This window comes from Streptomyces sp. NPDC000878 (genome assembly GCF_053599695.1).
In genome coordinates this window covers 1-13,662 of sequence record NZ_JBSFMT010000034.1, presented here as the reverse complement: position 1 = coordinate 13,662, position 13,662 = coordinate 1, and the positions used below count along the sequence as shown (strand labels likewise).

The 13,662-nt window shown below is 70.0% G+C and carries 12 protein-coding genes and 1 rRNA gene; 11 read left to right on the top strand and 2 right to left on the bottom strand.

Features of this window, described 5'->3' with window-relative positions:
* Window positions 1-11 precede the first annotated feature (11 nt).
* Window positions 12-461 carry a metallopeptidase family protein gene (locus ACWDR4_RS27280; RefSeq protein WP_450412678.1) on the bottom strand — a complete coding sequence of 150 codons (450 nt, stop codon included), beginning with the start codon at window positions 459-461 and terminating at the stop codon, window positions 12-14.
* Window positions 462-741: 280 nt separating this feature from the next.
* On the opposite strand from ACWDR4_RS27280, the gene ACWDR4_RS27275 reads away from it, so the two are divergent.
* The 9 genes from ACWDR4_RS27275 (at window position 742) to ACWDR4_RS27235 (ending at window position 10,909) form a co-directional block, all read left to right on the top strand.
* Window positions 742-1,164 (top strand): DUF3499 domain-containing protein, encoded by a 423-nt coding sequence (locus ACWDR4_RS27275; RefSeq protein WP_450412555.1) that lies wholly within the window; start codon window positions 742-744, stop codon window positions 1,162-1,164.
* Between the two features lie 184 nt (window positions 1,165-1,348).
* On the top strand, window positions 1,349-2,965 hold the full coding sequence (locus tag ACWDR4_RS27270; RefSeq protein WP_450412553.1) for an L-lactate permease: 1,617 nt from the start codon (window positions 1,349-1,351) through the stop codon (window positions 2,963-2,965).
* 143 nt (window positions 2,966-3,108) lie between these two features.
* Complete coding sequence (locus tag ACWDR4_RS27265; protein WP_450412551.1) at window positions 3,109-4,476, top strand: phosphomannomutase/phosphoglucomutase; 1,368 nt, start codon at window positions 3,109-3,111, stop codon at window positions 4,474-4,476.
* A 229-nt stretch (window positions 4,477-4,705) separates the two neighbouring features.
* Entirely contained in the window at window positions 4,706-4,876 is a 171-nt protein-coding gene (locus ACWDR4_RS27260) for a Trm112 family protein (protein ID WP_007382472.1), read from the top strand.
* Window positions 4,877-4,905: 29 nt separating this feature from the next.
* The gene (locus ACWDR4_RS27255; RefSeq protein WP_450412549.1) at window positions 4,906-6,045 is read left to right on the top strand and encodes an SIS domain-containing protein; all 1,140 of its coding nucleotides are present in this window, start codon (window positions 4,906-4,908) and stop codon (window positions 6,043-6,045) included.
* 108 nt (window positions 6,046-6,153) lie between these two features.
* Entirely contained in the window at window positions 6,154-7,305 is a 1,152-nt protein-coding gene (gene manA / locus ACWDR4_RS27250; protein WP_450412547.1) for a mannose-6-phosphate isomerase, class I, read from the top strand.
* A 105-nt stretch (window positions 7,306-7,410) separates the two neighbouring features.
* The gene (locus ACWDR4_RS27245; protein ID WP_450412545.1) at window positions 7,411-8,388 is read left to right on the top strand and encodes a cation diffusion facilitator family transporter; all 978 of its coding nucleotides are present in this window, start codon (window positions 7,411-7,413) and stop codon (window positions 8,386-8,388) included.
* A gap of 293 nt (window positions 8,389-8,681) precedes the next feature.
* Window positions 8,682-10,139, top strand: a complete 1,458-nt coding sequence (ahcY, locus tag ACWDR4_RS27240; protein WP_450412543.1) for an adenosylhomocysteinase — start codon at window positions 8,682-8,684, stop codon at window positions 10,137-10,139.
* 152 nt (window positions 10,140-10,291) lie between these two features.
* Window positions 10,292-10,909 (top strand): hypothetical protein, encoded by a 618-nt coding sequence (locus ACWDR4_RS27235; protein WP_450412541.1) that lies wholly within the window; start codon window positions 10,292-10,294, stop codon window positions 10,907-10,909.
* Here the strand turns inward: ACWDR4_RS27235 and ACWDR4_RS27230 are convergent.
* Window positions 10,906-11,841 (bottom strand): RDD family protein, encoded by a 936-nt coding sequence (locus tag ACWDR4_RS27230; RefSeq protein WP_450412539.1) that lies wholly within the window; start codon window positions 11,839-11,841, stop codon window positions 10,906-10,908. The genes ACWDR4_RS27235 and ACWDR4_RS27230 overlap by 4 nt on opposite strands.
* Window positions 11,842-11,971: 130 nt before the next feature.
* Here ACWDR4_RS27230 and ACWDR4_RS27225 point away from each other — a divergent pair, with 130 nt between their 5' ends.
* Complete coding sequence (locus ACWDR4_RS27225) at window positions 11,972-12,979, top strand: stage II sporulation protein M (protein ID WP_450412537.1); 1,008 nt, start codon at window positions 11,972-11,974, stop codon at window positions 12,977-12,979.
* Window positions 12,980-13,570: 591 nt separating this feature from the next.
* Window positions 13,571-13,662: ribosomal RNA gene (locus tag ACWDR4_RS27220) — 16S ribosomal RNA — on the top strand; the annotation flags it as partial.

Sequence of the window (13,662 nt, the reverse complement as noted above, 5' to 3'; positions counted from 1 at the left end):
GGGCGTCGTCGTCAGTCCTCGCCGTACCGGGGGTCCACGGTGTCCGGGGTGAGCCCCAGCAGTTCGGCGACCTGCTCGACGACGACCTCGTGGACCAGGGCCGCGCGTTCGTCGCGGCCCTTGGTGCGGATCTCGACCGGGCGGCGATAGACCACCACGCGCGCGGAGTGACCCTCGCGGGCGGGAATCGTGCCCCCCAGGGGGACCGTCTCGTCGGCCCAGGCCTCGGGGGGACCTTCGAGCCTCGGCACTTCGAGGACGAGGAAGTCGATGTCCGCGAGCTGCGGCCAGCGCCGCTCCAGCCGCTCCACGGAGTCCTGCACCAGATCCGCGAACGCCTCGGCCCGGCTCGCGGAGAGCGGAACCTGCGGCGGCGCCACGGGGCCGCGCATGCCACGGCCGTGGCGATCGCGGCGGCGGGGGCCGGGGCCTGCGGCGCGGGGCGGTACGGGGTTGTCCATCACTGACGAAGAGTAGTCCCCGCGAACCCCGCACGGGCGCCGGGCACGCTGCGCCAGGCAGCGTCCAGGATGATCATTCCAGCCAAGGTTGGGCTTGATTTCGTATCCCTCCTGGACCGTCTTGGCCGTCTGTTTCACGGTAATTGACATGATTCACACCAAGTAGTGATCGGGGTCAGGGTTGTTCGGTATCTCGCAACCCGGTGTTCCCCCAGGTCAACGAGGCGTCCCGGAAGACCCGTGTGGGCGGTTTCACACCACGACACGGGGGAGTGACCTGGTGGGGAGTCGTCGCGGCCCGCTCAAGAGTGCGGTACCGTCCAACGTCGTGAGCCCTGTACGTCGCTGTTCGCGCACCGCTTGCGGCCGTCCCGCCGTCGCGACGCTGACGTACGTCTACGCCGACTCGACCGCGGTCCTCGGCCCCCTCGCGACCTACGCCGAACCCCACTGCTACGACCTCTGTGCCGAGCACTCCGAGCGCCTCACCGCGCCGCGCGGCTGGGAGGTCGTCCGGCTCCTCGACTCCTCCGCTCCCGCGCGTCCCAGCGGGGACGACCTGGAAGCGCTTGCCAACGCGGTCCGCGAAGCGGCCCGTCCGCAGGGTCGGGCGGCCGAGGCCGGCGGCGCACGCACGGCGGACCCGCGCGAGGTCGCACCACGCCGCGGACACCTGAGGGTGCTGCGCTCCCCGGACAACTGAGCGCGGCTACAGGGTTCTTCGGGTCGCAACGCGCTACCCACTTCCGTGATCCCTGTACGGCTGATTCCTGTACGGCGATTTCATTGAGTGGTGCACGCGCATTGACGTGAGGTTGTCGCGGACACGACCATTCCGGCACCCGTGAGAAATCGTTTTCCGCATCACGGAATCCGGGGAGGCGCCCGTGTACGTCCAGGAACTGGAACCCGTCGCCGGCTCGCTCGGCCTGTCCGCTCTCGTCGCGACCCTGCCCCTCGTCCTCGTTCTCGTCCTGCTCGGCGGCGTCCGCATGAAGGCGCACCGGGCAGGCCTGATCGGCCTCCTGGCCGCCGGTCTGGTCGCCTGCCTCGCCTACGGCATGCCGGTGGGCCAGACGCTCTCCAGCGCGGCCCAGGGAGCCGTGTTCGGCCTCTTCCCCATCCTGTGGATCGTCGTCAACGCCCTGTGGGTGTACCGGATGACCGTCCGCACCCGGCACTTCGACATCCTGCGCCGCTCCTTCGGGCGCCTGTCCGACGATCCGCGCATCCAGGCCCTCGTTGTCGCCTTCTGCTTCGGCGCCCTCCTGGAGGCGCTCGCCGGCTTCGGCGCACCCGTCGCGATCTGCTCGGTCATGCTCGTCGCGCTCGGCTTCGACCCGGTGCGCGCGGCGGTCGTCGCGCTCGTCGCCAACACGGCGCCCGTCGCCTTCGGCGCGATGGGCACGCCGGTCGTGACACTCGCTCAAGTCACCGGCCTGCCACTGGACTCGGTGGCCTCGGTGGTCGGCCGCCAGACCCCGCTCCTCGCCCTCGTCGTCCCCCTGGTGCTCGTCTGGCTCGTCGACGGCCGGCGCGGGCTGCGCGAGACCTGGGTGCCCGCCGTGGCCTGCGGATTCGCCTTCGCCGTCGCCCAGTTCGCCGCCTCCAACTACGTCTCCGCGCAACTCGCCGACATCGGCGCCGCGTTGGCGGGCGCGGGCGCCCTGATGGCCGTACCGCACGCGCGCAGGCCGGCCACCGAACCCGTACGTGTCGCCGTGCTCACCGGTGTCCGCAGCGAGGACCTCGACGAGGAGGACCCGCGCCCCGAAGTCCTGCGCGCCTACGCCCCGTACGCCCTGATCGTCGCGATCTTCTCCGTCGCGCAGATCCCCGCGGTCAAGGACTGGCTGGCCGGGGCGACCCGGACGTACGACTGGCCCTTCCTGAACGTCGTGAACCCCGACGGGGAGGCGGTCGGCGGCAACGTCTACACCTGGCCGATCGTCTCGACCGGCGGCACGCTCGTGCTGCTCGCCGGAGTGTGCACGGCGGCCGTGATCGGGGTCCACGCGCGCGTGGCGGTCAAGGAATGGGCGGCGACCGTCTACGAACTGCGGTTCGCGATCCTCACCGTGACGTCCGTACTGGCCCTCGCCTATGTCATGAACCTCTCCGGACAGGCCGCCACCATTGGTCACTTCGTGGCGGCGGCGGGCGCCGGGCTGGCCTTCCTGTCGCCGGTGCTGGGGTGGTTCGGCGTCGCCGTCTCGGGCTCGGACACCTCCGCGAACGCGCTCTTCGGCGCCCTCCAGGTGACGGCGGCGCGGGAGTCCGGGCTGTCCCCGGAGCTGCTCGCCGCCGCGAACAGTTCGGGCGGTGTCCTCGGGAAGATGATCTCCCCGCAGAACCTGACGATCGCGTGCGCGGCCGTCGGGCTCGCCGGCCGTGAGGGAGACCTGCTGCGGAAGGTGCTGCCCTGGAGCCTGGGGCTGCTGCTGGTGATGTGCCTGATCGTGGTGGGGCAGAGCACGGTGGTGCTGGGCTGGATGCTGCCGTGAGGACGGGAGCGGGGACGAGAGCGTGGACATGAGCGCGGACGGGAGAGCAGGCGCGGGCGCGTGACCAGGGATTCCGGTCGGCGGGGGTGTCAGTGGGGGCGAGTAGTTTGGGGTGACCGATAGGACGCTCAGGAAGGTTGGCCGTGTCTGCAGATCTGTCGCAGCTCGTGAAGGCGTACGACGTACGTGGTGTGGTCCCGGACCAGTGGGACGAGCCGCTGGCGGAACTGTTCGGCGCCGCCTTCGTCCAGGTGACCGGGGCGGACGCGATCGTGATCGGACACGACATGCGCCCCTCGTCGCCCGGCCTGTCGCGGGCCTTCGCGCGCGGGGCGGCGGCACGAGGCGTCGACGTGACCGAGATCGGCCTGTGCTCCACGGACCAGCTCTACTACGCGTCGGGCGCCTTCGGCCTGCCCGGCGCCATGTTCACCGCCTCGCACAACCCGGCCCAGTACAACGGCATCAAGATGTGCCGGGCGGGCGCGGCACCGGTCGGCCAGGACACGGGCCTGACCGAGATCCGCGAACTGGCCGAGAATTGGCTGGACGAGGGCGCACCGGAGCCGGAGCCCGTGACCCCGGGAACGATCACGCAGCGTGACACGTTGGAGGACTACGCGGCGCACCTCCTCTCTCTCGTCGACCTGACCTCCGTCCGCCCCCTGAAGGTCGTCGTCGACGCGGGCAACGGCATGGGCGGCCACACCGTCCCGACGGTCTTCGCCGGCCTGCCCCTGACCGTCGTCCCCATGTACTTCGAACTGGACGGCACCTTCCCGAACCACGAGGCCAACCCGCTCGACCCGGCCAACATCGTCGACCTCCAGAAGCGGGTGCGCGAGGAGGGCGCCGACCTCGGCATCGCCTTCGACGGCGACGCGGACCGCTGTTTCGTGGTCGACGAGAACGGCGACCCGGTCCCGCCGTCGGCGATCACGGCCCTGGTGGCCTCCCGCGAACTGGCCCGCAACGGCGGCTCCGGGACGGTCATCCACAACCTGATCACCTCCTGGTCGGTCCCGGAGGTCGTCCGCGAGCAGGGCGGCACACCGGTACGCACGCGCGTGGGCCACTCCTTCATCAAGGCGGAGATGGCCCGCACCGGCGCGATCTTCGGCGGCGAGCACTCCGCCCACTACTACTTCAAGGACTTCTGGAACGCCGACACGGGCATGCTGGCCGCCCTCCACGTCCTCGCCGCACTCGGCGGCCAGGACGGCCCCCTGTCGGCCCTGGTCGCCCAGTACGACCGCTACGCGGGCTCCGGCGAGATCAACTCCACGGTGACCGACCAGACAGCCCGCCTGGCCGCGATCAGGACGGCGTACGAGGGCCAGGAGGGCATCACCCTCGACGAACTGGACGGCCTGACGGTCACGGCGACGGACTGGTGGTTCAACGTCCGCCCGTCCAACACGGAGCCCCTGCTCCGCCTCAACGCGGAGGCGAGGGACGAGGCAACGATGGAGAAGGTCCGGGACGAGGCACTGGCGATCATCCGAGGCTGACTTCTCCCCTGGGGGCTGCGCTGACTAACTCAGCCCGTCCGGCGTTTGAGGACGAGCGCGTTCAGCGCGACAAAGGGGGGTCTGGGGGCGCAGCCCCCAGGGATGGGACGGGTAAGGGCGGCGGGGGCGAAAACCCTCACCGCCCGCACCCCCCCCCCCCCCCCCCCCCCCCCCCCCCACGGCGGTACCCTGACCAGGCCACATCACCGCACCCCCGAAGGGACACCACATGCCGCTCGAAGCCGGCCTCCTGGAGATCCTCGCCTGCCCGGCCTGCCACGCTCCCCTCAAGGAGCAGGACACCGAGCTGATCTGCACCGGCCAGGACTGCGGCCTGGCGTACCCCGTCCGGGACGGAATCCCCGTACTGCTCGTCGACGAGGCCCGCCGCCCCGCGTAACCCCGCCCCGGCGATCGGAGGTGCCACCCATGCTCGACGAATCGCTGCTCGACGCCCCCGAGGCGTTGGCGGAAGCAGACCACCGCGGCCTCCTCCGCGGAGCCGCCGAAGCAGGCGCCCGCGTCCGCACCGCGGCCCGGCACGCGGCCGAGGCGGGCATCAACGAACTGAAACCGGACGGCCGCCCCCGCGCCGTCCTGATCGTGGGCCCAGGAGCCGCAGCGACCTGCGTCGCCGACCTCCTCGGCACCCTCGCCGGCGCGACCACCCCCGTCACCCGCCTGGCCCCCACCGGCGTCGCCCCCGCGGCAGGCGCCCTGCGCTGGGAGCTGCCGGGCTGGGCCGGCTCCGTGGACCTGCTCCTGATCGCCACCCCCGACGGCACCGAACCGGGCCTGTCCCTGCTCGCCGAGCAGGCCTACCGCCGCGGCTGCACGGTCGTCGCCGTGGCGCCTGCCGGCACCCCGCTCTCCGAGACCGTGCAGGGCGCGGCCCACGGCCTGTTCGTACGGATGGCGACCGCCCCGTACGAGCAGGAGGAGGCGGACCAGCCGCTCGCCGCATCCGCCCCCGGCGTCCTGTGGGCGCTGCTCACCCCGCTGCTCGCCCTCCTCGACCGCACCGGCCTGCTCACCGCCCCGCCGGACGCCCTGGAGAAGGTCGCCGACCGCCTCGACCACATCGCCGAACGGTGCGGCCCGGCCATCGCGACGTACAGCAACCCGGCCAAGACCCTCGCCGCCGAACTCGCGGACACGCTCCCGGTGATCTGGACGGAGGGCACGTCCGCCGGGCCCGCGGGCCGCCGTTTCGCCGCCGCCCTCGCCGAACTGGCCGGCCGCCCCGCGCTCGCCGCCGAACTCCCCGAGGCGCTCGCCGCGCACGGCGCCCTGCTCGCGAGCCGCCTCGCCGCAGGCGCTGACCCCGACGACTTCTTCCGGGACCGGGTGAACGAGGCACCCGCCCTGCACGCGCGCGTGGTGCTCCTCCGCGACCGCCCGACCGGCGGCCTCAGCGCCGCCCCCGCCGCCCGCGAACTCGCCCTCGGCCACGACACGGCGATCAGCGAACTCGAACCGGAGGACGGCGCCGAACTGGAGGCCCTGGCGGAACTGATCGCCACCACGGACTTCGCGGCGGTGTACCTGGCACTGACGGCAGGCACCTGACAACCAGGAACCGCCAGAACAGCTTCCGAACCACCCCACCCCACCCCACTCCACTTCGTCCCACCCCTTCCCGCCCGCCTCTTGCCTCCCGCACGCAGAAAGACCGCTATGGACCGCCTCGACAACACCATCCGCCCCTACGCCTGGGGTTCCACCACCGCCATCCCGGCGCTCCTCGGCACCGAGCCGACCGGCGAACCCCAGGCGGAGATGTGGATGGGCGCCCACCCCGGCGCCCCCTCGCGCACCGGACGCGGCACGCTCGTCGAGGTCATCGACGCCGACCCGCAGGCCGAACTCGGCGCGGCGGCCGTCGCCAAGTTCGGCCCCCGCCTGCCCTTCCTCCTCAAGATCCTCGCGGCCGGCGCCCCCCTCTCCCTCCAGGTGCACCCCGATCTCGCCCAGGCGAAGGAGGGTTACGAGGACGAGGAGCGCCGCGGGATCCCGGTGGACGCCGGGCACCGCAACTACAAGGACGCCAACCACAAGCCCGAACTGATCTGCGCCCTCACCGAGTTCGACGGTCTGTGCGGCTTCCGCAACCCCGCGCAGGCCGCCGACCTCCTCGCGGCCCTGGACGTCGACTCCCTCAAGCCGTACGTCGACCTGCTGCGCGCCCACCCCGAGGAGGCGGCGCTGCGCGAGGTCCTGACGGCCGTACTCAGCGCCGACCGCGAGGACATGGCCCGCACGGTCACCGAGGCCGCGACCGCCTGCGCCCGCCTCGGCGGCGACTACGCCCCCTACGCGGACATCGCCCACCACTACCCCGGCGACCCGGGCGTCATCGCCGCGATGCTCCTCAACTACGTCCGACTGCAGCCCGGCGAGGCCCTGTTCCTCGGCGCCGGCATCCCGCACGCCTACCTCAACGGCCTCGGCGTCGAGATCATGGCCAACTCCGACAACGTCCTGCGCTGCGGACTGACCCCCAAGCACGTCGACGTCCCCGAACTCCTGCGCATCGTCCGCTTCGAGGCGAGCGACCCCGGCGTACTGCGCCCGGAGGCGTCCCCCGACGGCGAGGAGGTCTACGACACCCCGATTGACGAGTTCCGCCTCTCCCGGTACGTCCTCCCGGAGAGCACGCCCGCCCGCGACCTCACCCTCCCGACCCCGCAGATCCTGCTCTGCACGGCAGGCTCGGTCCGTACCGGGGACATAGAACTCGCCCCCGGCCAATCGGTCTTCGTGCCGGCGAACGAAAAGGCCGAACTGTCCGGTCCTGGCACGGTGTTCCGGGCGACGGTCGTCGTCTGACACCACCTGGCGCGTCGTTGTCGGAGGGTGCTGCAACAATGGCCCACCGGCAAAGGGCGGGCAAAGCCCGGGACAGCGTACGTACTGAAGGGACAACGCGAACACATGAGCGCGTCAGGCGGCACCAAGGCGATCGTGGCGGCACTCGGCGCCAACCTCGCGATCGCGGCAGCGAAGTTCGTGGCGTTCCTCTTCAGCGGTTCGTCGTCGATGCTCGCGGAGTCCGTGCACTCGCTCGCCGACTCCGGCAACCAGGGCCTGCTCCTCCTCGGCGGCAAGAAGGCCAAGCGCGAGGCGACCCCGCAACACCCCTTCGGCTACGGCCGCGAGCGGTACATCTACGCCTTCCTCGTCTCCATCGTGCTCTTCTCGGTCGGCGGCATGTTCGCGATCTACGAGGGCTACGAGAAGATCAAGCACCCGCACGAGATCGAGCACTGGTACTGGCCGGTGGGCGTCCTCGTCTTCGCGATCATCGCCGAGAGCTTCTCCTTCCGTACGGCCATCAAGGAGTCCAACCCCCTGCGCGGCCAGCAGTCCTGGAAGGAATTCGTCCGCCACGCCAAGGCCCCCGAACTGCCCGTCGTCCTCCTGGAGGACCTCGGCGCGCTCGTCGGTCTGATCCTGGCCCTCGGCGGCGTCGGCCTCGCCCTCGCCACCGGCGACGGCGTCTGGGACGGCATCGGCACCCTCTGCATCGGCATCCTGCTCATCCTGATCGCGCTCGTGCTTGCCGTGGAGACCAAGTCCCTGCTGCTGGGCGAGGCCGCGGGTGCGGAATCAGTCGTGGCGATCGAGAAGGCGATCGTCGACGGCGACACCGTCACCGGCATCATCCACATGCGTACGCTCCACCTCGGCCCCGAGGAACTCCTGGTCGCCGCCAAGATCGCCGTACAGCACGACGACACGGCCACCGAGGTGGCCACCGCGATCAACGCCGCCGAGTCCCGCATCCGCGCCGCCGTCCCGATCGCCCGCGTCATCTACCTCGAACCGGACATCTACAGCGAGGCGGAAGCGGCCAAGGGCTCCGACCGCGAGGCGACCCCGGGCGGTCCGGCCGGGCCCGCCGCCCATTGAGTCCCCTTCCACGTCCCCTCCGCGATCCCTCCGCTCGGTCTCGATCTGTCCTGATGTGTTCGTAGGCGGACTGGGGGCGGTCGGGCCGACAGGTGTAGCTTGGGACGGAGCCAGACGTCGCTGCTGATGGCGGTCGGTCGGTCCCCTCGCGGACCGGCCGAGGGAGAGAGGGCCTCCGACGGACTGCGCTGCGCGTACTCGGGCATGCCTGTGCCCTCTTCGGGCACCCCTGTGTCCGCCGCCGCGCAGACCGGCCGTACCCACCTCGCCCCAACCTTGAGGAGCAGCCCGTAATGACGACTGTCGACACCCGACAGGACTTCAAGGTCGCAGATCTCTCCCTGGCCGAGTTCGGCCGTAAGGAGATCACCCTCGCCGAGCACGAGATGCCCGGCCTGATGTCCATCCGCAAGGAGTTCGCCGCCACCCAGCCGCTGGCCGGCGCCCGGATCATGGGCTCGCTGCACATGACCGTGCAGACCGCCGTCCTGATCGAGACCCTGGTCGCCCTGGGCGCCGAGGTCCGCTGGGTCTCCTGCAACATCTTCTCCACCCAGGACCACGCCGCAGCCGCCATCGCGGTGGGCCCGAACGGTACGCCCGAGAACCCGCAGGGCATCCCGGTCTTCGCCTGGAAGGGCGAGACCCTGGAAGAGTACTGGTGGTGCACGGAGCAGGCCCTGACCTGGCCGAACACCCCCAGCGGCGGCCCGAACATGATCCTGGACGACGGCGGCGACGCCACCATGCTCGTCCACAAGGGCGTCGAGTACGAGAAGGCCGGCAAGGTCCCCTCGGCCGACACCGCCGAGTCCGACGAGCACCGCGTCGTCCTCGAACTGCTCGACCGCACCATCACCGACGGCTCGCAGAAGTGGACCCAGGTCGCCTCGGAGATCCGCGGCGTGACCGAGGAGACCACCACCGGCGTCCACCGCCTGTACGAGATGCAGCGCGACGGCGCCCTCCTGTTCCCGGCGATCAACGTCAACGACGCCGTCACCAAGTCGAAGTTCGACAACAAGTACGGCTGCCGCCACTCCCTGATCGACGGCATCAACCGCGCCACCGACGTCCTCATCGGCGGCAAGACCGCGGTCGTCTTCGGCTACGGCGACGTGGGCAAGGGCTGTGCGGAGTCCCTGCGCGGACAGGGCGCCCGAGTGATCGTCACCGAGATCGACCCGATCTGCGCGCTCCAGGCGGCCATGGACGGCTACCAGGTCGCGACCCTCGACGACGTCGTCGACAAGGCCGACATCTTCATCACCACGACCGGCAACAAGGACATCATCATGGCCGGCGACATGGCCAAGATGAAGCACCAGGCCATCGTCGGCAACATCGGCCACTTCGACAACGAGATCGACATGGCCGGCCTGGCCAAGATCCCGGGCATCGTCAAGGACGAGGTCAAGCCGCAGGTCCACACCTGGAAGTTCCCCGACGGCAAGGTCCTCATCGTGCTGTCGGAGGGCCGCCTGCTGAACCTGGGCAACGCCACCGGTCACCCGTCGTTCGTGATGTCCAACTCCTTCTCGGACCAGACCCTGGCCCAGATCGAGCTGTTCACCAAGCCCGACGAGTACCCGACCGACGTCTACGTGCTGCCCAAGCACCTCGACGAGAAGGTCGCCCGCCTCCACCTCGACGCGCTCGGCGTGAAGCTGACGACGCTCCGCCCCGAGCAGGCCTCGTACATCGGCGTAGAGGTCGAGGGCCCGTACAAGCCGGACCACTACCGCTACTGAGCCGACACCCCCGCCGGTGGTGAGCACGTCCGTGCACTGACACGCTCACCACCAGCAGGTCCACCGCTCCGAGACAGGCCCCCGCACCCCCGTGCCGGGGGCCTGTCCCCTTGCGAGGCTCAAGGAACAGCCCGAGATCACCCAGGACCCCCATGCCCCGCGGCCGTTATTCGCTCCACGATCCGCACGACCACACCCCCCTCGCAGAAGAACACTTCCACTGCGCCCCCGGTCCCTCCGGCTGGCGCTACGTCTCCCAGCTGACCGCCCCCTCGGGCGACCACACCGGCTCCGTCGACCTCGCCCTAGACGACCTGGGCCGTCCCATCCGCCTCGAACTCCACGCGTCGAGCTGGCAGGTCCGCGGCGCCGCCCTGGACGGCGTCACCTGGGTCCGCACCGACCCCACCGGCGCTCACGCCACCGAAGGCACCGTCCGCGCCCACGCCTTCACCGGCACATCCCCCGCGTTCCTGATCGCCACCGCCCGGCTCCTACGCCTCACCCCCTCCTCTTCAGCAACCCGCGTACGCCTCGTAGCCCTCACGGATCCGGTCCTCGCCCCGCGCACCGTGGACCAGTCCTGGGCCTTGGTGAAAAGAGAAGCACACGCCACTGACAACGGCCCTCTGACCGTGGACGAATACCAGGTCACAGCCCTGGACACGGGCGAACAGCACGCCGTGCACATCACCGGCGACGTGGTCCTGGCCGCACCGGGCATCGAGCTGGAACACCTCGAATCCCCGCCGTCGGCGTTCCCCGACTAGGCAGGCGGCGCGAACCCACCGGAGGGGCGGCGATCGGCAACCGGGTCCTGCGGCGCGGCTTCGGTGACGGGGAGGGGGAGAGGGAGGGGGACGGCGGCGGGCGGATACGGAACCGCAGCCGGCGCCTGAGGCTGGACCGGAGCCCCGAACGAGCCAGGCACCCCGGGCCCGCTGTTGGGCGCCCCGCTCCCGAACGCCCGCCGAGCCTCCCGCACCTGCCGTTCCTGCACCACGGCCGCCAGATAGGCCGCCGGCGGAACATCGTGCGGCGCCGGAGCCCCCGTACGCGCCGCCACATCGGAAGCGAGCCGCTCGGCCATGGCCCAGCCCACCTGCGGATCCAGTTGCCGCATGCGCGTCAGGTACTGACGCACGGCCAGCCACAGCCCGTCGGGCACGGCCGACAGATCGAGTTCCGCGAACCGTCCGGACAACCAGGGCGGCGGGGGAGGAACGAAGGCGGTCTGACCGACGGGCACACGCTCCCGTACGACGAGCGTGCCCGCGACGACATCACCGATCCGTCGCCCCCGCGCCGAGACGAGCGAGGCGATACAGGCCACCACACCGAACGTCATCAGAATCTCGACCACACCGACCGCACCCCGCACCAGCGCATGCCGGAACCGGATCGGCCCGCCGTCGTCCCGCACCACCCGCAGACCACAGGCCATCTTGCCGAGCGACCGCCCATGGCTGAGCGTCTCCACCGCGATGGGCGCACCCACCAGCACCAGAATGAACGCGGCGATGGAGAGAGCGAACTGTGCCGCCTCGTCCAGCGAAGCCGTGGATATGACCAGAACAATGGTGACGACGGTGTAGACCAATCCGACCACAACAAGGTCGAGCAACACGGCCAGCGCCCTGCTGGGCAGTTTCGCGGGACGTAGCTCCAGCGTCACCGCCTCGCCCGTAACCAGCTCACTCACGCCTGCCGCCCTTCACCTGACCTGCCCCTGGAACCGCCAGTCTGCCAAGCTGAAGGGGCATCGCGCCCCAGTACGACAAGCCGACACCCACGACGCGCAGTCGACGACCAGCCGAGGAGCAGGCAAAACGATGGACCTCGACGTCTTCGTCTCCGCCCACCGCGCCGAGTGGGACCGCCTGGACGCACTGCTGCGCCGCCAGCGCAGCCTCACCGGAGCCGAGGCGGACGAACTCGTCGTCCTCTACCAACGCACCGCCACCCACCTCTCGCTGATCCAGTCGAGCGCCCCCGACCCTCAGCTGATCGGTCGGCTCAGCCAACTCGTGGCACGCGCGCGTAGTGCCGTGACAGGAACCCGCCGCGCCTCCTGGCGCGACGTCACCCGCTTCCTCACCCACGGTTTCCCCGCGGCGGTCTACCGGTCACGCCATTGGTGGGTCCCCACCGCGCTCATCTCCACAGCGGTCGCGGTCCTCCTGGGATGGTGGATAGGCACCCACCCCGAGGTGCAGTCCTCCATAGCGGCGCCCGACGAACTGCGCGACCTCACCCGCCCCGGTGGCGAGTACGAGACGTACTACTCCAGCCATCCCGCCGCGTCCTTCGCCGCCCAGGTGTGGACGAACAACGCCCAGGCCGCCGCGATGTGCCTGGTCCTGGGAGTCTTCCTCTGCCTACCGGTCGTCTGGATCCTCTTCCAGAACATGCTCAACGTGGGCGTCGGCATCGGCCTGATGTCCTCGGCCGGCCGCCTCGACACCTTCCTCGGCCTGATCCTGCCGCACGGCCTCCTGGAACTGACCGCCGTCTTCGTGGCCGCGGGTACGGGCCTGCGCCTCGGCTGGACCGTCATCGACCCGGGCCCGCGCTCCCGCCGCACGGCACTGGCCGAGGAGGGACGAGCAGCCCTGGGCATGGCGATAGGCCTGGCCCTGGTCCTCTTCGTCTCGGGCGCCATAGAAGGCTTCGTCACCCCGTCCGGCCTGCCCACATGGGCTCGCATCACGATCGGTGTCGTCGCCGAACTGACCTTCCTCGCATACGTCTATGTCCTCGGCGGTCGAGCGGCACGCGCCGGCGAGACGGGAGACCTCGACGCGGTCGAGCGCAGCGCCGTCGTACCCACGGCTGCCTGATGTGCGGACACACCGGCCGGGCTGCTAGTCTCCTCTTCGCCCCACAAGAGCCGTTGACGCGGAGAGAGTGGGGAGGTAGATTAGAACAGTTGCCTAGAGCCGGACAGGCTCGGTGGCGGCAGTGAAAATCTACGGGTTTCTCGAGGACTTGGATTCTTGAGGACCACTTCCCGATTACCTCAGGAATGAGCGGCCGGTAAGTCCGGCCGAAAACTTCTGATAAAGTCGGACTCGCCGAAAGAGAGCCGGAAGGCAATCGAATAGGCGGAAGCCCTCCAACGGGTACTGGATCAAAATCCCAACCGGAAACGGAACGGAAAACGGTCTGGTAAGGTTGGAAACGCAAGACCGAAGGGAAGCCCGGAGGAAAGCCCGAGAGGGTGAGTACGAAGGAAGCGTCCGTTCCTTGAGAACTCAACAGCGTGCCAAAAATCAACGCCAGATTTGTTGATACCCCGTTCCCGGCCGACTATCGGTTGGGGCGAGGTTCCTTTGAAGTAATACAACACAGCGAGGACGCTGTGAACGGTCGGGCTTATTCCGCCTGACTGTTCCGCTCTCATGCGTGTTGACCGGATTACCGGTTATACATTCACGGAGAGTTTGATCCTGGCTCAGGACGAACGCTGGCGGCGTGCTTAACACATGCAAGTCGAACGATGAAGCCTTTCGGGGTGGATTAG